Genomic DNA, 21125 nt, shown 5'->3' on the forward strand with positions numbered 1-21125 from the left:
ATGATCGTTTCATAGGGGAAGATGCAATGACCGGCACCATACCACAAATTACGCTGCCTTCGGGCCGGACGGTTCCAGCGCTTGGGCAGGGTACCTGGTATATGGGTGAGGACAGCACGCAACGCCGCTCTGAAATCGAATCATTGAGAAGCGGTATCGATCTCGGGATGACGCTGATCGATACGGCGGAAATGTACGCAGACGGCGAGGCGGAAGATGTTGTGGGCGAAGCCATTTCGGGACGCCGTGACGACGTGTTTATCGTCAGCAAGGTATTGCCGTTCAATGCGTCACGGAAGGGCACGATTGAGGCCTGCGAGAGAAGCTTGCAGCGCCTTCGCACTGATCGTATCGATCTGTATCTGCTGCACTGGCGTGGGCGATATCCACTTGAAGAGACCGTCGCGGCATTCGAAGAATTGCAGCATGCCGGGAAGATCGTGAGCTGGGGCGTCAGCAATTTCGATACGGCTGACATGAAAGAGCTGGTCGGTATAACGGGTGGCAAGGCCGTCTCGACAAACCAGATACTCTACAATCTGACGCGACGAGGCCCGGAATTTGATCTGATGCCATGGTGTGTTGAGCGCAAAATTCCGCTGATGGCTTACTCGCCCATTGAACAGGGTCGCTTGCTGGGCAATCCCGTACTGGCAGAGATTGCAAGCGAAACGGGAGGAACGCCTGCCTCGGTCGCGCTTGCCTGGACGATGCGTAGCGGGAATGTCATTGCAATTCCAAAATCCTCCAACCCGCATCATGTGCGGGATAATAGAAAAGCCGCAGAGTTGCGGCTTTCCGAAGATCAATTGAAACGTCTGGATTTGGCTTTCGCGCCACCTGCCCGAAAGACGGCGCTGGAAATGCTGTAGCCATTCATTTTCAAGCTTGTTACCCAAATTAGCTTCCACTTTTGGGCAACAAGCTTTAGCCCGCTTCCTTCTGACGAGTATCCTTCTTTGCCTGAGCGACGCTGGCGGCCTTCCGAAGCCGTCCACGTTCTGCGGGACGGACAAGGCTGTCGTATTTTTCGTTCGGGATGTTGCGCATACCATTAAGCGCATGACGCGTGTTGAAATCCTTCCCCTTTTTCTCGTTTGCTTCTTTGGTCGCGAGTGCCTTTCGGGCATTGGCTATTAATTCTGCGCTGGCGGACATTCGACGACGACGTTCAACTTCGGTATTGATGCGACGCACGGCCATGGCCAGTACAGAAACTTTCAAGTGTGAACCTTCATCCGCCTTGGAGGGCGTTGCGCCGCGAGCCGTGCCCTTTCCACGCATTTCACGTCTGCGTTGGTGGGCCTGGTCTTTTGCCTTTTTACGGCGTTCGCGGATCAGCTTTGCCAGATGGGAAAGCTCTTCGTCGGGAACGTCTTGCAAAAAAGGATGATGCGACTTTTCCACCAACTCTTTTTCGTCGGCATTGAGAGCGCGAGCTTCCTGCTTTTTGGTGACGGCCATGGGACATCCTTTCTGCTAACGACAAGATCTCTGCTGAGGAGATATAGGCCTGAACGTCACGCCGGGAAGATGTGTTGCTCATTCTGGCTCTTGAGTTGTGTTTTTTTCACTTTGTGCTTCGAGACGTTTCAGAATTGCCTTCAATTCGTTGAGGGGCAGATGTTCCGCGCCAATGGTTTCGCTTTTGGTCGTTGAGACGATACTCAAGATTTCATCGAGTTTTGCTTGTGTGGCGCTTGCTTCTCGATCCTGTGCGTTCTGGATCAGAAACACCATTAGGAAGGTGATGATGGTAGTCGATGTATTCACCACCAATTGCCACGTGTCGGAAAAGTTAAAGAACGGTCCGCTGATACCCCATATGATAATCGACAAGGTAGCCAGAACGAATGCCAGATAATGGCCGGCAAGTTCCGCAGTTTTCTCGCTGAGCTTTGTGAAGAACTGTGACATCGCAACCTCCAAACGACAGGTATGAAACGCTTGATTGAGGGGCGCGGTTCCGTATTTGCATATGCGGACGGAACCTTCGGGCGCTGGTTACCGTTTGATCTACGCAAAGAACGCGGAGGTAAAGCGATGGAGATTGTCGAAACCCGCATCAGTTCCGTCGGGGGATTCAAGCTCTATATGGTGGAGTTTGTCACTGAGGGCGAAGAAAAGATCACCGTCAAGGTTGAGAACGAGGCAGAAGCCGAACTGGCACGTGATGAAGTGCTACGCCGCGCTGCGATCAAGCTCGGTGAAGCGTTGGGTGTTGCATGTATGGAATGCGGTATTCAGCCTGAAAGCCTGCTGACACGCCCAAGCGCACGCCGTGCTGGAGACCGGGCAGAGCTCGAGCGCCAACTGGACGAAGGGTTGGAGGATACGTTTCCCGCCAGCGATCCAGTATCTGTTACTGGCTCGACGATTGCCGGTTTTGCCGGGCCGAAAAACTGAACGATGGTTATAAGCAAGAAGCCGGGCTATTCACCCGGCTTCTGAAGTTGTTCAGAAAATGAGTCCTGTAATGGGCGTATCTATCTGAAAATATTCACAGATTGCGACGCTTGCCTTCCATCAGATCAAGCACGGCGCGGGCGCAGTCGAGCACATTCGAACCTGGTCCGAATACTGCCGCTACACCATGGTCGAACAGATACTGATAATCCTGACGCGGAACGACGCCGCCGCAGACGACGATGATATTTTCCGCGCCCTTCTTGCGGAGGGTGTCGACAAGCTGCGGCAGGAGCGTTTTGTGACCGGCTGCAAGCGACGAAACTCCAAGAACATGCACCTTGGACTTGATCGCCATATCGGCTGCTTCATCTGGAGTCTGAAACAGGGGGCCAGCCAATACTTCGAAGCCGATATCACCAAATGCTGACGCAATGATTTTGGCGCCGCGATCATGGCCGTCCTGGCCGAGCTTTGCCACCATCACTTTCGGGGTTTCACCGATCTGCTTCGAGAAATCACCGAGCCGCTCAACCAGCGTCTGATATTCCGGCTCGTCCTTGTAGGCCGCGCCGTAGACTTTCTTGACGACTTTCGGAACGGCGGCATGATCTCCAAATGCGTGGCGCATGGCATCGGAAATTTCACCGACGCTGGCGCGGGCGCGGGAAGCTTCAACGGCGGCCGCGAGAAGATTGCCTTCACCGGTCCTGGCGACTTTTTCCAACTCCGCAAGGGCTGCTTCGACTTTTACTTTGCTGCGCGTTTCCTTGATACGATTGAGACGTACAATCTGCGACTGGCGAACGGCGCTATTGTCGATTTCCAGAATGTCGATTTCGTCTTCCTGCTCGAGGCGGAATTTGTTGACCCCGACAATGACTTCTTCGCCCTTGTCGACTGCTGCCTGCCGTTTGGTGGCTGCTTCTTCGATGAGGCGCTTCGGAAGGCCGCTTTCGACAGCCTTTGTCATGCCACCGAGTTTCTCGACTTCCTCGATCAGTGCCCATGCCTTTTCGGCCAGTTCATTGGTGAGGCTTTCAATGTAATAAGAACCTGCCAGTGGATCGACTACTTTGGTCACACCGGTTTCGTTCTGGAGGATAAGCTGCGTATTGCGGGCAATACGAGCCGAAAATTCTGTTGGCAAAGCAATGGCTTCGTCGAAGGAATTGGTGTGAAGCGACTGGGTGCCGCCCAAAGCTGCCGACATGGCTTCGAATGCGGTACGAACAATATTGTTATAAGGGTCCTGTTCCTGAAGCGATACGCCTGAAGTCTGGCAATGCGTACGCAACATCAGCGAGCCGGGTTTCTTCGGATCGAATTCCTTCATGATGCGCGACCAGAGCAGCCGCGCAGCGCGCAGCTTGGCGATTTCCATGAAGAAGTTCATGCCTATAGCGAAGAAGAACGACAAGCGACCCGCAAAATCATCGACATTCAGGCCCTTGTTCAGGGCTGCACGTACATATTCACGGCCATCCGCAAGCGTGAAGGCCAGTTCCTGAACCAGCGTCGCGCCCGCTTCCTGCATGTGATAGCCGGAAATGGAAATCGAGTTGAACTTCGGCATTTCGGTAGCGGTATAGGCGATGATATCCGCAATGATCCGCATGGAGGGTTCCGGCGGATAGATATAGGTATTGCGGACCATGAACTCCTTGAGAATGTCGTTCTGGATCGTTCCGGAAAGCTGCGCGCGGGGAACGCCCTGTTCTTCACCCGCCACAATGAAATTGGCGAGAATCGGGATCACCGCGCCGTTCATGGTCATGGAAACGGAGATTTTTTCAAGCGGGATGCCATCGAAAAGAACCTTCATGTCCTCCACGGAATCGATGGCAACGCCAGCCTTGCCCACATCACCTTCAACGCGTGGATGGTCGCTGTCATAACCGCGATGCGTGGCAAGGTCGAAAGCAACCGAAACGCCCTGCTGACCAGCGGCAAGAGCCTTGCGGTAGAAGGCGTTTGATTCTTCAGCCGTGGAGAAGCCCGCATATTGCCGGATGGTCCATGGACGGCCCGCATACATGGTTGCACGCGGCCCGCGCAGGAAAGGCTCAAAACCGGGCAGGGTGCCCAGATGGTCGATGCCCTGCAGGTCGTCTTCCGTGTAGAGCGGCTTGACGTCAATGCCTTCCGGCGTATGCCAAGTGAGGCTGTCGACTGGCCGTTTCAGTTCCTTCTCGGCCAAGGTTTCCCAGTCTGCTCGGGTGGTGGGGCGCTCGCTCATATCGAACCTCACTCAAATTCCATAATCAGTTCATCCACGGCGAGGCTTGCACCTGCTTCCGCCGTAATGCGCTTTACGGTAGCACGGCGTTCCGCTCGCAGCACGTTTTCCATCTTCATGGCTTCCACGGTGGCCAGCGGCTGACCAGCCTCGACCGTTTCACCATCCTTGACAAGGATTGATGTGATGACGCCGGGCATCGGGCAGAGCAACATCTTTGACGTATCAGGAGGCAGCTTTACCGGCATGAGCTGTGCAAGCTCTGCGATGCGCGGCCTGCGGACGTGGGCAACTACGTCCATGCCGCGCCAGCGCAAACGCCAGCCAGTGCCCGAGCGCGAAACCTTGATAGCGATGGGCTTGCCGCCAACGGTAAACGAGCCCAGATGGCTGCCCGGATGCCAGTCGCTGGCAACTGGCAGGCTGCCGCCATCCACGAAATTGATCGTCGTTCCGCCTTCACCTTCTGCAATTCGAACCGGCAAAGTGAGCCCGCCAAGTGTCGCCACCCAGTCGGTCGCCACAGATTGCTGTTCGCTGGAAATCCGCCCGGTAATCTGCATATTGCGCTGTTCGATTGCCAGATTGATCTGGGCTGCAACTGCTGCAAGCACCCGCGCATCATCTTCGGAAACCGATACTCCGGCAAAGCCGTCCGGATATTCCTCGGCGATGAATGCGGTTGTGAGGGCACCCTCGCGGAAGCGTGGATGATCCATCACAGCCGACAGGAAGGGCAGGTTGTGGCCGATGCCTTCGACCTCGAATGCGTCCAGAGCATCTCCCATTGCATCGATGGCGCTGATGCGGTCCGGGCCCCACGTGCAGAGCTTTGCGATCATCGGATCATAATACATCGAAATTTCGCCGCCTTCGAACACGCCGGTATCGTTGCGCACGATTGTACCATCCGAATTGCGGCCTTCGACTGGAGGGCGATAACGGGTAAGTCTGCCGATAGAAGGCAGGAAGTTACGATATGGGTCTTCCGCGTAGAGGCGGCTTTCCATCGCCCAACCGCTCAGCTTCACGTCGCTCTGGTCGAAACGGAGCTTTTCACCGGATGCAACGCGGATCATTTCTTCCACAAGGTCGATTCCAGTGATGAGCTCCGTCACCGGATGCTCGACCTGCAAACGCGTATTCATTTCAAGGAAGTAGAATTGACGCGCGCCATCAACGATGAATTCCACCGTGCCGGCTGAAAAATATCCAACCGCTTTTGCGAGAGCCACGGCCTGTTCGCCCATGGCTTTGCGGGTCGCTTCATCAAGGAAGGGTGACGGCGCCTCTTCGATGACCTTCTGATTGCGGCGCTGGATGGAGCATTCGCGTTCGCCGAGATAGACAACGTTACCGTGCTGATCGCCCAGAACCTGAATTTCGATATGGCGCGGCTGGGTGACGAATTTTTCGATGAAGATGCGGTCGTCGCCGAAAGAGGACTTTGCCTCGTTGCGCGATAGCTGGAAACCTTCGCGAGCTTCGTCGTCGTTCCACGCGATGCGCATGCCTTTACCGCCGCCGCCAGCAGAAGCCTTGATCATCACAGGATAGCCGATGGATGTGGAAATGCGAACTGCTTCGTCGGCGTCCTCGATCAAGCCCATATGACCTGGCACAGTGGAAACACCGGCTTCGGCTGCGAGTTTCTTCGAGGTGATCTTGTCGCCCATCGCGTCAATTGCGTTCACCGGCGGCCCGATGAAGGCGACGTTGGCGGCCTTCAGTGCTTCAGCGAAACGCGGGTTCTCCGACAGAAAGCCATAACCCGGATGCACGGCGTCCGCGCCAGTTTCCTTGATCGCCGCGAGTATCTTGTCGATGACGATATAGGACTGATTGGACGGCGCTGGTCCGATATGGACTGCTTCATCTGCCATTTTGACATGCAGGGCGTTGCGGTCGGCGTCAGAATAGACTGCCACCGTCGCGATGCCCATCTTCTTCGCCGTCTTGATGACCCGGCATGCGATTTCGCCGCGATTGGCAATGAGAATTTTCTTGATCATGTGCTTTTACTCAAATGAACCGGATCATTGCCACGGCATGATCCCGAAAAGTGGGAACCGGTTTTCGGATAAGATCATGCGAAACTAAAGCGGGATGGTGTCGTGCTTCTTCCACGGCGTGCTTTGCTGCTTATTGCGCAGGCTGGCAAAAGCGCGGGCAATGCGGCGACGCGAAGAATGCGGCATGATGACTTCGTCAATGAAACCGCGTTCAGCAGCCACGAACGGATTGGCAAACCGCTCTTCATACTCCTTCGTGCGCGCGGCGATTTTCTCGACATCGCCCAGTTCCGAACGATAGAGAATTTCTGTTGCCCCCTTTGCACCCATGACCGCGATTTCCGCCGTCGGCCATGCATAATTGATGTCAGCACCGATATGTTTCGAGGCCATCACGTCATAGGCTCCACCATAGGCCTTGCGGGTGATAAGCGTGACCATCGGAACGGTGGCTTGCGAATAGGCGAAGAGCAGCTTTGCACCGTGCTTGATGACCCCGCCATACTCTTGTGCCGTGCCCGGCAGGAAGCCCGGAACGTCCACAAGGGTCAGGATCGGGATATTGAAGGCATCGCAAAAGCGAACAAAGCGGGCAGCCTTGCGCGATGAATCGATATCAAGACAACCGGCAAGCACCATGGGCTGGTTTGCGACGACACCGATGGTTTGACCGTCCATGCGAATGAAGCCGGTGATGATGTTCTTTGCAAAAGATTCCTGAATCTCGAAGAAATCGCTTTCGTCGGCTAGTGCGTGGATAAGCTCCTTCATGTCATAGGGCTTGGTGGCGCTATCCGGGATCAATGTGTCGAGCCGCATTTCGAGCCGCGCCGGATCATCGAATACCGGACGTACAGGCGGCTTTTCGCGATTGTTGAGCGGCAGGAAGTCGAACAGAATGCGGACCTGTTCCAGCGTTTCGATATCGTTCTCATAAGCGCCGTCGGCGACGGATGATTTTCTGGTGTGGGTCGAGGCACCACCCAGTTCCTCCGCCGTGACAATTTCGTTGGTCACGGTTTTCACCACGTCGGGGCCTGTCACGAACATATAGGAACTGTCACGCACCATGAAGATGAAGTCGGTCATGGCAGGCGAGTAGACCGCGCCGCCAGCACAGGGGCCCATGATGACGGAGATCTGCGGCACCACACCGGATGCATCCACATTGCGCTTGAACACGTCGGCATAACCTGCGAGCGACGCAACGCCTTCCTGAATGCGGGCGCCACCGGAATCGTTGAGCCCGATGACCGGCGCGCCGTTCTTCATGGCCATATCCATGATCTTGCAGATTTTCTGTGCATGGGTTTCGGACAATGAGCCGCCCAGAACGGTAAAATCCTGGCTGAACACATAGACCTGCCGACCGTTGATCGTGCCCCAGCCTGTCACCACGCCGTCTCCGGCAACCTTCTGCTTTTCCATGCCGAAGTCGGTGCAGCGGTGGGTGACATACATATCGAACTCCTCGAACGATCCCTCGTCGAGAAGCACTTCGATTCTTTCGCGGGCAGTGAGCTTGCCTTTGCCGTGCTGGGCATCGATGCGGCGCTGGCCGCCGCCAAGGCGGGCCTCCGCGCGACGGGCTTCGAGCTGTTCAAGAAGTTCCTGCATAAAGTCCCCACTTTTGGGCGGCCTTTGGAAGGCGAGTTATGAAACTGAAAAGATAGTCTTTTTCTCCTTTCCTGCTTAAAATCCGAAGGCGCTCCGGAAAAGCTTGAAAAGGTGCGATTGTATAGGATATTAATTTGCAAATAGCGAAATGCGAATTTGCAAATATGGCACCGAGAAAACTTTATATCGGCAGAAAGATACGCGAAATACGCGAGCAGCATAAGGCAACCCAATCGGGCTTTGCCGAACGACTTGGTATTTCAACGAGTTACCTCAATCAGATTGAGAATAATCAACGGCCTGTTTCCGCTGCGGTCCTGCTGGCACTGGCTGAAAACTATCAGATCGATATAGGCGCTATTTCACTGGGGGATGATGATCGGTTGCTTTCAGCAGTTTCTGAAGCGCTCGCCGATCCCGTTTTTGACAATTACAAGCCGAACCTGCAGGAATTGAAGCTCATTACGCAAAATGCGCCGGGGCTGGCGCATGCGCTGATAGCGTGCCATCAGGCCTATCGCCGTAACAGCGAGCAGCTCGCAAGTCTGGATAATCAGCTTGGCCGCGCTCCCTCCACTGCCGAGCCTGCGCCCTACGAGGAAGTTCGCGACTTTTTCCATTTTATCGACAATTACGTACATGAGATTGATATTGCGGCAGAAAAGCTTGCGGTGGAACTAAATATTCCGGGCAGGGATATTGGCGTGGCCTTGCCGCAATATATGGAGCAGCATCACCGGGTGCATATTGCGCGGGCTGGACCGGAGGAGGCAGTCCTGCGTCGGTTCGATCCTGCAGCACGGGTGCTTTATCTCAACCCCTATTCCCCCGCCTCAACCCGCAACTTCCAGATCGCGTTCCAAATCGCCGAACTGGAGATGGAAGAACTGGTGAGCACGATTGCTAGGCGCGCCGATTTTCGCTCTGCCGAGGCTGTTGAAATTTGCAAGATCGGCTTGCGCAACTATTTCGCCGGGGCGCTGATGCTGCCCTATCAGATATTCCTCTCAGCAGCGAAAGAACTGCGTCATGACCTGGAGCTGCTGGCATCGCGATTTGGGGCAAGTCTTGAGCAGGTCGCGCATCGGCTCAGCACCTTGCAGCGTTCCGGCCATCGGGGCGTGCCGGTGTTCTTTGCGCGTATAGACCGGGCCGGTAATATCACGAAACGACACAGTGCCGCCAAGTTGCAGTTTGCACGCTATGGTGCTGCGTGTCCGCTGTGGAATGTGCATCAGGCGTTTGAGACACCGGGGCGGATCATTCGCCAGCTGGCCGAAACACCGGATGGCGCGCGTTATCTTTGCATTGCGACAGAACTAACCAAGAGCGAGGGCGGCTTCAATGCGCCCCAGCGGCGCTATGCTATCGCCCTTGGCTGTGAGGTGGCTTATGCGCAGGATTTTGTCTATGCTGACGGGCTCGATATCGCTGTCCGTTCGGCCTTCGATCCGATCGGTGTTTCCTGCCGTATTTGCGAGCGTGCTGAATGCGTGCAACGGGCCGTTCCACCGCTAAAAAGCAGATTGGCGGTCGATCACGACCGCCGCGGAATTTTGCCTTATCGTTTGCTCTGAAGATCAGAAGCCAGCGTGTTCCTTAAGGAACTCAGCTTCCTCATGGGTCGTATCGCGGCCAAGCACCTCGTTGCGATGGGGGAAGCGTCCAAAGCGTTCGATGATATCATGATGCTGGCGGGCAAAGCCGAGCGAGAATTCGTCGCCGAGCCTTTCGTAGAGATCGACGCAACGCTTCTGGTCGCTCAGATATTCGCTATGCATGAACGGAAGATAGAAGAACTGGCGTTGTTCTGGTGACAGCTTCCGGTCGAAATCATGATCGAGCGCCTGTGCCGCCACATCGCGGGCCAATCCGTCGCTTTCGAAAGAACGGGGTGAACCACGGAACATGTTGCGCGGAAACTGGTCGAACAGAATGGTGAGCGCAAGTGCGCTTTCCGGCTGCTGTTTCCAGTGTTCCAGTTTGTCGGCGCGAGCATCTTCATAAGCTGCCAGAAATTTCTCACGAATTTCCGTGTCGATCTCATCACTTTTGCTGAACCAGTTTTCCCGCATCTTGGGCGAAAACCAGAAATCGAGAACGTCCTTGTGTTCGATAGCCATGACAGGCCTCCTCTGGTCTTATTGTGCTGGCTGGTTTGCGCCTTCCGGCTGCGGGCAGGGTGGTTCGCCCTTGAAATTGCGCGACATGCAGGCGAATCGGTCAAAGCTCTTGCCTGTGTCCATGGCAGCCTTGCCTGCTCCCCCACATCCTGCAAGAACAGCCAGAGAAATCAGAATGGCGAAGTTTTTCATGGGGGTCCTTTCAGGGGCCATGTGGTCTGCTCGTATAATAGGGACCGCAATCTGCAGCCGCAACTGCGGCACTGATCAACTAGCCTCTACCACGATAGTGGGGCACGCCTTGTTCCGGTATCCAGACGTTCTGCGGTGCCGCTCCTGTTTGGAAGAAAACGTCGATGGGAATACCGCCGCGTGGATACCAATAGCCGCCGATCCTGAGCCATTCCGGCTCCAGAAGCTCCACGAGGCGCTTGCCTATGGTCACGGTGCAGTCTTCGTGGAATGCGCCGTGATTGCGGAAGGAGAAAAGAAACAGTTTCAGGGATTTGCTTTCCACCAGCCATTGCCCGGGAACATAGTCTATCACCAGATGCGCGAAATCGGGCTGGCCTGTCATTGGGCAGAGCGAGGTGAACTCAGGCGCGGTGAAGCGAACACAGTAAGGCGTGCCAGCTTGCGGATTTGCAACCCGTTCCAGGATAGCTTCCTCCGGAGATTGCGGTACCGGAGTGCTTGAGCCGAGCTGCTTTAGATCGGAATATATTGTCTTTTCAGACATTTGCGTGCCTTTGTTTCAAGCCACGTCGCAGTCTTGTCGCGCACGATTGCGCTTGTCCTTGTTTTGACCGGGTAGGCTGCGACCGGTGGCAAATTGCCAATGATGGGGAGCTAGCAGACCACAACGATCCCGTAAAGAGTGCAAACAAAAGCCCGCGCATGGAGCGCGGGCATAAGCATCAGACTGTTCTTGCTGTTCAGCGGCGATCAGAAATGGCACATCCAATGGCAACGCCGATGAGAATGCCGATAATTCCGGCAGTTCCGAAAAGTGTCGTCGCTGTGCCCGGATTTTCCCGAACCGTCTCGGCAACCACTTGTCCGCGTTCACGCACGGCTTGCGCGGCATGACGGAAACGACCGGACGCATCATCCATGGCGTCCTCTGCGCGTTCTCTCAGCTCGCCAGAATGTGACGCCAGTGACTTTGAAAGGCGCTTCAGTTCATTGCGCATATCGGCGATTTGCTTTTCGAGAGCCTGCTGGATGTCGTTCGTGATCTTTTCGTCGGCCATTTGAAGTCTCCGTTGAATTGATGACGATAAAACGAGTGAAAACGCGTTCGGTTCCATGCTGCGACAATGCGGTTAACAAACATGGTAAACTGCTCGTAAACCATTTTAATTTAATCTTTTCGAATACAAGAACGATCTGGAGCGGGGCCAGAATGTATATCGAAAAAGATGCGCGTGTTGGCGGTTGCGAGCCGGTAGCTGGGCGTGTTGTCCGTGCAGCTCTATTGGCAAGACAATGCGTCGATCAACTTCAGCCGGACCACGTTCGTGCACGGGCTGAAGCGGCTTTGACGCTGCTGCTTGATGATCCTTCGCCGAGAGTGCGCATGACTATGGCAGAGGTGCTTTCAACCAGCGTGCATTCGCCCCTGCATATTGTGACGGCGCTTGCCGCGGACCAGCCTGAAGTTGCGGGATATATTCTTGCACGCTCGATGCTCCTCAGTGACGCAGATCTGATTGATCGTGTGGCCTATAGTGCACCCTCGATGCAGGTTTTGGTTGCTGCGCGCCCACATGTTTCATTCGCAGTCGCGGCGGCAATCGCCGAAGTTGGAAATAACGAGGCAGTTGCTGAAATGCTGTTTAACAGCTGTGCCCGTATCGCTCCCGTTTCATTCCGGCGCATAAGCGAACGCTGCGGTCATGATGCCCTCGTGCGCGAGGCTTTGCTGGCTCATCCGCGTCTTCCTGCGGAATGCCGTCATCTTCTGGCTGTGAAAGTCGGGGAGGTTCTACAATCTTTTCCGCTGGTGAAATTGCTTCTGGGTGAACGCCGCGCCGATAAGCTTGTGGGTGATGCGACGGCTCGCGCATCCATGCAACTGGCGGAAACTTGTTCGCAGGAAGAACTTCCGGCGCTGGTCGAGCATTTGCGTCTGCGCGGTGAAATCACGACAAGTTTTGTTATCCGTGCAGTTGCCGGAGGCCGTATAGACTTCTTCGCGAGCCTGCTGGCTGCGCTTTCCGATCTCGATGACGCACGGATCTGTGCGATTATTTCCGGCGGTCGTCCGGCGGCACTTGCCGCACTACTTCGCTCCGCGGGGTTGAGCGATGCGACGCATGCGCCCTTGATTGTTGCCATCGAGGCCTGGCGTGCGGTTGCTGCCGGACGGATGCGGATGGGCGCCGCTGAAATATCGGCTTTGATGTGCGAGGCCGCAGGGGGCAGTCGGTTTGCTGCCGCCAATGACGATCTGGCTGCTTTGTTGCGTTCGATTCATCTGGAGTTCATGCGTGAAACGGCACGGGACAGGCTGCAAGCTATTCCAGCAGCCTGATTAGCTTTCCTGCCGGAAGGGACGGATAAGGCTGAGGCCATAGCCAACAGCAATGCCAAGTATGGCTCCGGCAGCTTTGAAAACGAAGTCGATGAATTCGCCATGACGTCCGGGCGCGAGACGCTGCATCAGTTCGAAAAGTGCGGCGCAGCCAACGGTCAACAAAAGAACGCCCATCCAGTGGCGAGGGTAGGCAAGGGCAAATAAGGCGCCGACCAGAAAGAAAGCTGCAAACCGTTCAAGATCGACGGGCTCACCTGTTACGGGGCGGAATTTTATCGGACTAATCGTAACTGCAAGGATGGCCAGAAGTATCAGCCAGGCGCCAATGCGCAAAAATCGCTTCATGAAATGCGCCTTTATTCATCCTTATGATCGCCGGGAGGCTCGTCTTGTTTCGGGTCGCCACAACGTTGGTACATTCGGTCGGTTATTGATTTCTTCAGTGCGTTACCGAATGGCAACTCATAATGGGAAATGACATCGACGCCCATACACCATTTAACGTCATGAGGCGACAGGCCATAATTGGTTTCGAGAAAACCAAGTGCATAATTCATGCCTTCGTCACATTGGTCCGTCTGGCAGAAATTACCGTCTCTGGCGAGCTGGCGAATCGAGCCTTCACCAATCTTGACCACAATTGGTTCAACGGCAAATGGTGCAGCACCTATTACTGCGATGACGACAAGTCCGATTAATGTAAATTTTATTGAGCGCCGCATGAATCGCCATTTGTAACTGGTTTTCGCAAGTTCATAACGCATGAGCGGCAATATGATGGCAAGTCGCCACAACGCGAAATCAACGAAAATACGGGGGTTTCGGCCCGACTATTTCTAAAAATGCGTTCACTGTTCCCAGTGATACGATGGGCTGATTATCCTCGTTTTCACTAAATTGTAGCTAAATATATTTTAGCTGTATCGGTTTAATGTTGACTTTTACGTAAGCGCAGGAGCACAACGTTATGCTCTGAACCAATTGAGTTTAGAGCCTGGTCCGCTTGATATAAGGCAGGAATGTTGTGGTGCGCGAATATTATACGATCACAGAGTTGACGCGGGAGTTCGGTATTTCGACCCGTACTTTGCGCTTCTACGAAGATGAAGGCTTGATCGCTCCTGTGAGACGCGGTCGCACGCGACTGTTTCGCCCCGCCGACCGCCATCTTTTGAAGCAGATTCTGCGCGGCAAACGGCTTGGGTTTTCTATCGCGGAAATTCACGAGATCATCCAGATGTATCGCGAGCCGCCCGGTGAGACAGGGCAGTTGAAACTGCTCATGAAGCGCGTCGAAGAAAAGCGCGCTGATCTTCGCCAAAAGCGGCGCGACATTGAGGAAACGCTTGGCGAACTCGACCAGATCGAGGAATCCTGCATCGAGCGTCTCGCCGAACTGGGCGTCAATACTTGATCTTTTTTACTGGGCGTCAGGCACTGGCGAGCATATTTGTGCGATGTTCTGAACCGTGCTGTTGTTCTCTTGGTCGATCTTGCCGCTGAAGACATCATCAAACAGTTTGGCCCTGTCCAGTTCTGTCACGACACAGCCGCAGAACTGCTGACATAGCTGTTTGCCGCCGTTTTGCAGGCATGCTGCCACGCAGGACTGCGTGAAGGCTTCACGCGGCGCAGGCTGTGCGGGAGGCATCAGTTGCGAGAACACATAAACCAGCGCGATCAGTACCGGCTGATGAATGAGATAAAAAGCCAGGCTATGCCTGCCGATGAATGTCAGCGGCTTTTCCAGAAACTGTGGCTTGATTCCGCCAGCCAATAGCTGGAGCCAGCCGAAGCGCTGAGACATGCGAGCGACGGCTATGCCGATGAGAACCGCGCCGAACCATGGAAACAGCGGCACATAATCATTCGAACGCGGCATTACGGTCGAAAGACCAACCCAACTCAGTACAGGATGATTAAAAATATCGGCACGCGCATAGAGCGGAGCGCTAATGACAAGCACTGCAGCAGCCAAGGTTATAAGTGCGGGCAAGCGCAGGAAAAGAAGACCGAGTACACTTGCCAGAGCGATCTGGTGAAGGATGCCGAAAAAGATAAAGCTGTCTGGCGACATGTACCAGGTGACGGCTGAGATCGCGGCGGCAGCGACAACGACCTGCGCCAGCCGTTTCGCCATTGGCTTCCAGCGAATTCCGTTGCCATGCGCCAGGACGAGGCTGAAGCCGACGAGAAACAGGAAGCTTGAAGCGATACAGCGGGCGAAAAGCTTCCAGCCACCGTGGGCGGTCGTGGCAGGCGCCATATAACCGAAGAACTCAAGGTCCCAGCCAAAGTGGTAGATCGCCATGGCGATCAGTGCGATCCCGCGTGCAATATCGATACGCCCGAGGCGAACACGGGACGAAGTTACGGTATCCTGAGGCGTGATGTTAGACATGGTTCCTTCCGGCTGGATAGCAATGTCCGGCGGTTTCGATTCCCGGCAAATCTCTAACACAGCCTTTTGCAACACTATAGTATGTGGACGCACACGGATTCGTGCTGATTTTGGCGCGGGCAAAGAGCCTGATATTGGAGGGTTTGGTTGTTCTATAGTCTTTCGAAGATTTTTTGGCTGTTCTTTCAACCTGTCACGATAATCCTCATTCTTGTCCTGATTGCTTTTCTGGCCATGTGGCGCGGCTTCCGGCGGTTCGGCTTGGGAGCGCTGGGGCTGTCGATAGTCATTCTGTTCTTTGCGTCCTTTACGACGCTGGGTTCTGTTCTGCTCGCTCCATTGGAAGACCGTTTTGCAAAGCCGGATGAAATGCCGCAACGGGTGGACGGAATAGTCGTGCTCGGCGGCTATATGAATGGCGAGATCAATGCCGGACGCAAAGGTTTTGAATTGAACAGTGCGGCTGATAGGATTTTTGAGGCAATGCGGCTGGCAAGGCTGTATCCGGACGCTAAAGTCATTATCTCCGGCGGCGAGGGCGCCTATTTTGAAGAATCCGCCAAAGAAGCAGACAGCACACGCCAGATGCTGATCGATCTCGGCTTTTCAGGCGAACGCTATATTTATGAAAACAAATCTCGCAACACTGTGGAGAATGCGGTTTTCTCAAAGGAATTAGCTGAGCCGAAATCGGGTGAAACCTGGCTTCTGATCACCTCCGCATATCATATGCCGCGTTCCGTTGGCTGTTTTCGCAAGGCAGATTTCGACGTTGTCGCTTGGCCGGTGGACTATAAAACGCGCGCCAGTGAGCGTTTTGGCCTTTATCTCGAATCTCCAAATGAAGCGCTTTCGCGGTTCAGTGTGGCCATGCGAGAATGGGTTGGGTTGGCGGCCTACTGGTTCGCTGGCAAGACAGATATGCTCGTGCCGCAACCCTGATGCCGCATTTCTGCCGTCACTTTAAAGCTTTTGTTAAGGTTATCTATCGGTAACTTACTGATAAATATGATTTCCTGAAGCGTCCTGTTTGGCTTTTAGAATCTGTCGCCGCAATTCAGCCGTTTTTGGCCGTTGCGTTCCGATCATCACGAAGCTATATGATTGGTAACAGCGTCGTGATGGACACTGTGTAAAAGAGTTGCACAACAAGGTTGCCAAAATTTCCATGGACGAAACCGTTCAAAAATCCTGCTGGGGTGTTACGCTCTGGGCAGTCGTTGGTCTCGCTGCTGTCATTCTCATGGCCTATCTGTTCTCCGTCTAGAAGTCAGGCGGAGTTACGTAATCCGGAAATTTGATGCCGCATTTCGGCATTCCGTTTGCGTTGATCCTTTCCTACACTATCTGATAGAGATACGCGGTTTCAGCGTTAGCGACTTTTTGCCGATTTTTGTCTAATATAGACGATCAGGCAAATCGCGGGCGACACTGCGATCAGGAATCAATCAGCCGCGTGAAGGCTGCAGAAGGTGTGGAATGTTTCTGTCGGTTTTCGATCTTTACAAGATTGGCATTGGGCCTTCCAGTTCGCATACGATGGGCCCGATGACGGCTGCGCGCATGTTTCTCAATGAGGTAATCGGCGGAAACTGGCCGCGGCCCGCGCATTCGAAAATCCACCGGCTGAAAGCGAGCTTGCACGGCTCTCTGGCTTACACCGGCGTCGGACATGCGACGGATCGGGCTGTTATTCTGGGGCTTTGCGGTCATTTGCCGGATACGATTGATCCCGATATCATGGATGTCGAAGTTGAGAAGGTCTTCGTCGAGAAGAAGGTGAACCCTGACGGGCATCCAGCCTATCATTTCGACCCAAAGGTTGATCTTGTGCTGGATCGGAAAACGCCTTTGCCGGGGCATGCTAACGGAATGGCTTTCTCTGCTTTCGATGCCGAGGACAATCTCTTGTTGCGTCGTGCGTATTTTTCCATCGGCGGCGGTTTTGTTGTGACTGAGGAAGAGTTGAGCCGTGTTCAGCGCAGCGGGGCGAAACAGGACGATAAGGCTGATGTGCCGTTTCCTTTCCGTAGTGCCGCTGAAATGCTTGAGATGGCCCACGATAGTGGTTTGTCGATTGCCGAAATGAAACGGGCCAATGAAGAAAAGCATATGGCACGCGGCGATCTGGATAATGGTCTTGATCGTATTTGGGGCGCTATGCGTGGCTGTATCGAGCGCGGCTTGAGCCGGGACGGTGTTATGCCCGGCGGTCTGAATGTTCGCCGTCGTGCGCGACAGCTTCATGACAAGCTTCAGGACGACTGGCGCAACAACCGCAGCAATCCGCTTCTGGCTAATGACTGGCTTTCTGTTTACGCGATGGCGGTCAATGAAGAGAACGCGTCTGGCGGTCGGGTTGTCACCGCACCGACAAATGGTGCTGCAGGCGTTGTACCAGCCGTTCTACGCTACTATCTGCATTTTCATGATGATGCAGACGATAAAGGCATCAGAGATTTTCTCCTCACTTCCGCTGCCATCGGTGGCGTCATCAAGCATAATGCATCGATTTCAGGGGCCGAGGTTGGTTGCCAGGGCGAGGTGGGATCAGCATCGGCCATGGCTGCAGCGGGCCTTGCGGCTGTGCTTGGCGGATCGCCTGAGCAAATTGAAAATGCCGCTGAAATCGCGCTGGAACACCATCTTGGCATGACCTGCGACCCGGTTGCCGGGCTGGTGCAGGTGCCGTGTATCGAGCGTAACGCGCTTGGCGCTGTGAAAGCGGTGACCGCAGCATCACTGGCTGTGAAGGGCGACGGCAAGCATTTTGTGCCGCTTGACGCTTGTATCGAGACGATGCGCCAGACCGGTCACGATATGAGCGAGCGCTACAAGGAAACCAGTCAGGGCGGCCTCGCCGTCAACGTGGTAGCCTGTTGATTTGCAATTCTAGACAGAATGCGATGCTTCAGGCTTGAAGCTCGCATTCGTCTTGGCTAAATCACCCCTATGGCTCTCAATCTCGTCAAACTTTGTGTCGGCTGCGATAGTATCGAAGATCTTGCGGCTTGGATCGATTTCCGTCTTGCGGAACAGCGTGCGGCCGGTCTGGTGCCGGAACAGTTTCATACGACAAGAATGGTGCCAAAACGGATTGATGAGCTGCTGGAAGGCGGCTCGCTCTATTGGGTTATCAAGGGCAACGTTCAATGCCGTCAGCGTTTACTGGATGTCCGTCCGTTTACGGATAGCGAAGGCATTCATCGCTGCCACCTCGTTCTCGAACCCAAGGTTATTCCTACCGAGTGGCAACCGCGTCGCGCTTTTCAGGGGTGGCGTTATCTCAATGAAAATGAAGTTCCACATGACGAAGCGGCAGGTAAAGCGGGCAGGGCAGCCTTGCCTGCGGAATTGCGGCAGGAACTGGCGGCACTGGGGTTGCTTTGAAGATGATATATTTATGAAAAAGGCCTGCCGGTTAATCGGCAGGCCTTTTTTCATTTTATCTATGTCGATCAATTTTCTATGGTCAGGCGTACAGAAACTCTGTCGAAATTGACTGGCAAGGTCATGCGCATGGAGGCTCGAGGCTGCGCCATTCGCTTGTTGCGTGCTGCATGACAGACGAGCAATCCGACCAAATCTTTCGTCTGGAAGCCCGCGCCGCGCCGTGCATCAGCAATTCGCAGCGCAGCCTGCTTAAGTCCTTGTACCGAAAACAGCGCACCGAAGGCTGAAGTCCTGCCTTCATCCTGTGTCCAGTCACCGGTTTTAAACGGCGGTTGGCCGAAAGTTTCTCTCATATTTGACATCTCGAAACCCTCTACGCACTACAAATTCGGGTTTGAAGCTGGCAACGAGGAGGCAAAGCCCCTCGCAATCGATCAGTTCGCGACTGCATAACAGCCGAAGTTTTTCTTCTTCAGCGAGGCGCATGCATCCCATGCGGCCTGCTTGGAAGAGAAGCCGACAAAGCGTGCGCGGTAGAAAGTTGCGCTACCTTTGTTGAAGGTCTCGGTATAGGGCGATGCGGCACGCAGCGTACCGCCTGCCGTGGCCGAAGCCTTGGCCAGCATGTCGCGTGCCTGGCCTTCGCTCGGCAGAGAGCCAATCTGGATAGCCCAGCCACCGGCAGCAGGTGCGGACGCGGTCGTGACCGGATCGACATCCTGAGTCTGCGCAGACGGAACAGCGGCCTTCGGAGTTGGGCGAATAGCGGCCTGTGCTGCGAGAGCTGCCGGGCGCGCTGTTGGAGCTGCAAGCGCCAGAACCTGTGGCTGATCGCTGTCACCTTCGCCGCTTTCGTTATTGATGACATCCTCCACTGCGGCGGCCTGACGTGTCACAGGAACAGGGGCGTTCCGGGCCTTAGGGAGATCGACCGAAGCAACAACCTGCGGTGCATCGTTGCGCATTGCGACGAGCGGTGCAGCGTTGCGGCTACGCGTTGCCATAGGAAGATATTTGCGAATGAGCTGAGCCATATGGGCGTCACGGCTTGCACCGGTATTTCCACCCATCACGACAGCTACCAGTCTACGGCCATCCAGGCTGACCGAGGAGGCCAGATTGTAGCCCGATGCATTGGTATAGCCGGTCTTGATGCCATCCACGCCTTCAACGCGACCGAGCAAACGGTTGTGGCCATTGATAGTCTGGCCGCGGAAAACGAAGCTGCGACGCGAGAAGTAGGAGAATTCGGTCGGGAAATGCTGACGAAGCGCGATGCTGAGAATCGCCATGTCGCGTGCAGTTGTATGTTGCGCCATGTTCGGCAGGCCCGATGCGTTACGGAACGTCGTGTTGCGCATGCCAAGACGACGTGCCTTCGCAGTCATCATCTGGGCAAAGCGTTCTTCGGAACCGCCGAGATATTCGCCGACAGCTGTGGCTACGTCGTTGGCCGATTTCGTAATCATGGCTAGCGCGGCATCTTCAGCACGAATGCTCTGTCCTGGGCGAAATCCGATTTTCGTAGGTGGCCGTGCGGCTGCATAGGCGGACACGGGGATACGCGTGTCCTTGTTCATGCGGCCAGCCTGCATTGCCTCGAACAGCATGTACAGGGTCATCATCTTGGTGAGAGAGGCGGGATAACGCTGGGCATCCGCATTCGAGGCAAAAAGCGTTTTGCCGGTATTCGCATCGATTACGATAGCTGCGTATCTATCGCTTGCCGCTATCGCTGGTATCGTTGTCGAAGCTGTTGAACACCCCGTTACAACTGCTAGAAGAAGGGTGGCTTGCGCCGCTCTTTTCAAGGCATATGCGATTTTACTAAATGCGGTACGCACGATGATGACCTACCTGTATCCCGGATTTTTTGAACTGCTGCACAAAAGGCACACAGCGTCTAATTCGGTGATCCTACTGCCATCAGCGTTACCAATCCGTTTATGGTAACCGCGTTGTTCATAAATTTCGGAAAAAATTGGGGCTGCCGTGATGTCGGTGTCCGGGTTGGACGCAGCGCATATCTATCGCTCACGCAGATGTGTCATCGGAATTTGATCTATGTTTCGGATGATGGGAGGCTAGCCGCAGGCCAAAAAAAACTCGCTTGCGCGAGTTTGAATTTGTTGCTGCCTTATCCAGTTGAAAGGGAGAGGCAGCCATTAAAAATGGACGGGTTGTAAAAAAGTGCTTTCTGATATTATCCGAAGTGCGATTATTAATGTTTTTGTTATGTGCCAAAAATAGTATTTTTTACCCATTTCTGAAACGGCAACTTGTACTTCGTCTTTTATAGGGTTGAGTTTTTTCGTCCCAATAATTGAAGTCTGTATTTATGGGACCAACCGCTCCGACTGTTTTACATAGAGCTGTTTCGCCGAGGCCTATCGTT

22 protein-coding genes are annotated in these 21125 nt (G+C 54.5%); 8 read left to right on the forward strand and 14 right to left on the reverse strand.

Annotated features, from left to right (window positions below; translation table 11 throughout):
* The first annotated feature begins 26 nt into the window (after positions 1–26).
* Entirely contained in the window at positions 27–872 is an 846-nt protein-coding gene (locus MKS82_RS01850) for an aldo/keto reductase (RefSeq protein ID WP_109987738.1), read from the forward strand.
* A gap of 55 nt (positions 873–927) precedes the next feature.
* Here the strand turns inward: MKS82_RS01850 and MKS82_RS01855 are convergent, their stop codons facing one another.
* Together MKS82_RS01855 and MKS82_RS01860 are read right to left on the reverse strand one after the other, a co-directional pair.
* Complete coding sequence (locus MKS82_RS01855; RefSeq protein ID WP_109987739.1) at positions 928–1464, reverse strand: hypothetical protein; 537 nt, start codon at positions 1462–1464, stop codon at positions 928–930.
* 78 nt (positions 1465–1542) lie between these two features.
* Positions 1543–1917: a low affinity iron permease family protein gene (locus MKS82_RS01860; RefSeq protein WP_109987740.1), complete on the reverse strand. Its 375-nt coding sequence runs from the start codon at positions 1915–1917 to the stop codon at positions 1543–1545.
* Between the two features lie 126 nt (positions 1918–2043).
* Here MKS82_RS01860 and MKS82_RS01865 point away from each other — a divergent pair, with 126 nt between their 5' ends.
* Positions 2044–2406 carry a hypothetical protein gene (locus MKS82_RS01865; protein WP_109987863.1) on the forward strand — a complete coding sequence of 121 codons (363 nt, stop codon included), beginning with the start codon at positions 2044–2046 and terminating at the stop codon, positions 2404–2406.
* 94 nt (positions 2407–2500) lie between these two features.
* On the opposite strand, the gene scpA is transcribed toward MKS82_RS01865, so the two are convergent.
* The 3 genes from scpA to MKS82_RS01890 form a co-directional block, all read right to left on the reverse strand.
* Positions 2501–4645 carry a methylmalonyl-CoA mutase gene (gene scpA / locus MKS82_RS01870; protein WP_109987741.1) on the reverse strand — a complete coding sequence of 715 codons (2145 nt, stop codon included), beginning with the start codon at positions 4643–4645 and terminating at the stop codon, positions 2501–2503.
* Positions 4646–4653: 8 nt separating this feature from the next.
* Entirely contained in the window at positions 4654–6657 is a 2004-nt protein-coding gene (locus MKS82_RS01885; protein ID WP_445558052.1) for an acetyl-CoA carboxylase biotin carboxylase subunit, read from the reverse strand.
* 84 nt (positions 6658–6741) lie between these two features.
* Positions 6742–8274: an acyl-CoA carboxylase subunit beta gene (locus tag MKS82_RS01890; protein WP_240578287.1), complete on the reverse strand. Its 1533-nt coding sequence runs from the start codon at positions 8272–8274 to the stop codon at positions 6742–6744.
* A 164-nt stretch (positions 8275–8438) separates the two neighbouring features.
* Here MKS82_RS01890 and MKS82_RS01895 point away from each other — a divergent pair, with 164 nt between their 5' ends.
* Positions 8439–9851, forward strand: coding sequence for a helix-turn-helix domain-containing protein (locus MKS82_RS01895; RefSeq protein ID WP_109987864.1), 1413 nt, complete (start codon positions 8439–8441; stop codon positions 9849–9851).
* A gap of 3 nt (positions 9852–9854) precedes the next feature.
* Here the strand turns inward: MKS82_RS01895 and MKS82_RS01900 are convergent, their stop codons facing one another.
* The 4 genes from MKS82_RS01900 to MKS82_RS01915 form a co-directional block, all read right to left on the reverse strand.
* The gene (locus MKS82_RS01900) at positions 9855–10397 is read right to left on the reverse strand and encodes a DUF924 family protein (protein WP_109987744.1); all 543 of its coding nucleotides are present in this window, start codon (positions 10395–10397) and stop codon (positions 9855–9857) included.
* 18 nt (positions 10398–10415) lie between these two features.
* On the reverse strand, positions 10416–10589 hold the full coding sequence (locus tag MKS82_RS01905) for a hypothetical protein (protein WP_176037424.1): 174 nt from the start codon (positions 10587–10589) through the stop codon (positions 10416–10418).
* Between the two features lie 79 nt (positions 10590–10668).
* Entirely contained in the window at positions 10669–11136 is a 468-nt protein-coding gene (gene queF / locus MKS82_RS01910) for a preQ(1) synthase (RefSeq protein ID WP_109987745.1), read from the reverse strand.
* 196 nt (positions 11137–11332) lie between these two features.
* A complete protein-coding gene (locus MKS82_RS01915; RefSeq protein ID WP_061346182.1) occupies positions 11333–11650 on the reverse strand; it encodes a DUF883 family protein in 318 nt (105 codons plus the stop codon).
* A 152-nt stretch (positions 11651–11802) separates the two neighbouring features.
* Here MKS82_RS01915 and MKS82_RS01920 point away from each other — a divergent pair, with 152 nt between their 5' ends.
* On the forward strand, positions 11803–12933 hold the full coding sequence (locus MKS82_RS01920) for a DUF2336 domain-containing protein (RefSeq protein WP_109987746.1): 1131 nt from the start codon (positions 11803–11805) through the stop codon (positions 12931–12933).
* Here the strand turns inward: MKS82_RS01920 and MKS82_RS01925 are convergent, their stop codons facing one another.
* Both MKS82_RS01925 and MKS82_RS01930 read right to left on the reverse strand, forming a co-directional pair.
* A complete protein-coding gene (locus tag MKS82_RS01925; protein WP_109987747.1) occupies positions 12934–13281 on the reverse strand; it encodes a VanZ family protein in 348 nt (115 codons plus the stop codon). It abuts the gene before it with no gap.
* Positions 13282–13292: 11 nt separating this feature from the next.
* The gene (locus MKS82_RS01930) at positions 13293–13658 is read right to left on the reverse strand and encodes a hypothetical protein (RefSeq protein ID WP_109987865.1); all 366 of its coding nucleotides are present in this window, start codon (positions 13656–13658) and stop codon (positions 13293–13295) included.
* A gap of 305 nt (positions 13659–13963) precedes the next feature.
* Between MKS82_RS01930 and MKS82_RS01935 the strand changes: the two genes are divergently transcribed.
* Entirely contained in the window at positions 13964–14350 is a 387-nt protein-coding gene (locus tag MKS82_RS01935) for a MerR family transcriptional regulator (protein WP_010659960.1), read from the forward strand.
* A 6-nt stretch (positions 14351–14356) separates the two neighbouring features.
* Here the strand turns inward: MKS82_RS01935 and MKS82_RS01940 are convergent, their stop codons facing one another.
* Entirely contained in the window at positions 14357–15337 is a 981-nt protein-coding gene (locus MKS82_RS01940; RefSeq protein ID WP_109987748.1) for a heparan-alpha-glucosaminide N-acetyltransferase, read from the reverse strand.
* Positions 15338–15484: 147 nt separating this feature from the next.
* On the opposite strand from MKS82_RS01940, the gene MKS82_RS01945 reads away from it, so the two are divergent.
* From MKS82_RS01945 to MKS82_RS01955, 3 genes are all read left to right on the forward strand, one after another.
* Positions 15485–16279 (forward strand): YdcF family protein, encoded by a 795-nt coding sequence (locus MKS82_RS01945; protein WP_109987749.1) that lies wholly within the window; start codon positions 15485–15487, stop codon positions 16277–16279.
* Positions 16280–16816: 537 nt separating this feature from the next.
* On the forward strand, positions 16817–18220 hold the full coding sequence (locus tag MKS82_RS01950) for an L-serine ammonia-lyase (protein ID WP_240578288.1): 1404 nt from the start codon (positions 16817–16819) through the stop codon (positions 18218–18220).
* Between the two features lie 69 nt (positions 18221–18289).
* Positions 18290–18727, forward strand: a complete 438-nt coding sequence (locus MKS82_RS01955; protein ID WP_109987751.1) for a DUF1489 family protein — start codon at positions 18290–18292, stop codon at positions 18725–18727.
* 68 nt (positions 18728–18795) lie between these two features.
* Here MKS82_RS01955 and MKS82_RS01960 read toward each other — a convergent pair whose 3' ends face one another.
* On the reverse strand, positions 18796–19092 hold the full coding sequence (locus MKS82_RS01960) for a hypothetical protein (RefSeq protein ID WP_109987752.1): 297 nt from the start codon (positions 19090–19092) through the stop codon (positions 18796–18798).
* A 72-nt stretch (positions 19093–19164) separates the two neighbouring features.
* A complete protein-coding gene (locus MKS82_RS01965; RefSeq protein WP_109987753.1) occupies positions 19165–20574 on the reverse strand; it encodes a D-alanyl-D-alanine carboxypeptidase family protein in 1410 nt (469 codons plus the stop codon).
* Between the last annotated feature and the right edge of the window lie 551 nt (positions 20575–21125).

The organism is Ochrobactrum sp. A-1 (assembly GCF_022488005.1).
GTDB lineage: Bacteria > Pseudomonadota > Alphaproteobacteria > Rhizobiales > Rhizobiaceae > Brucella.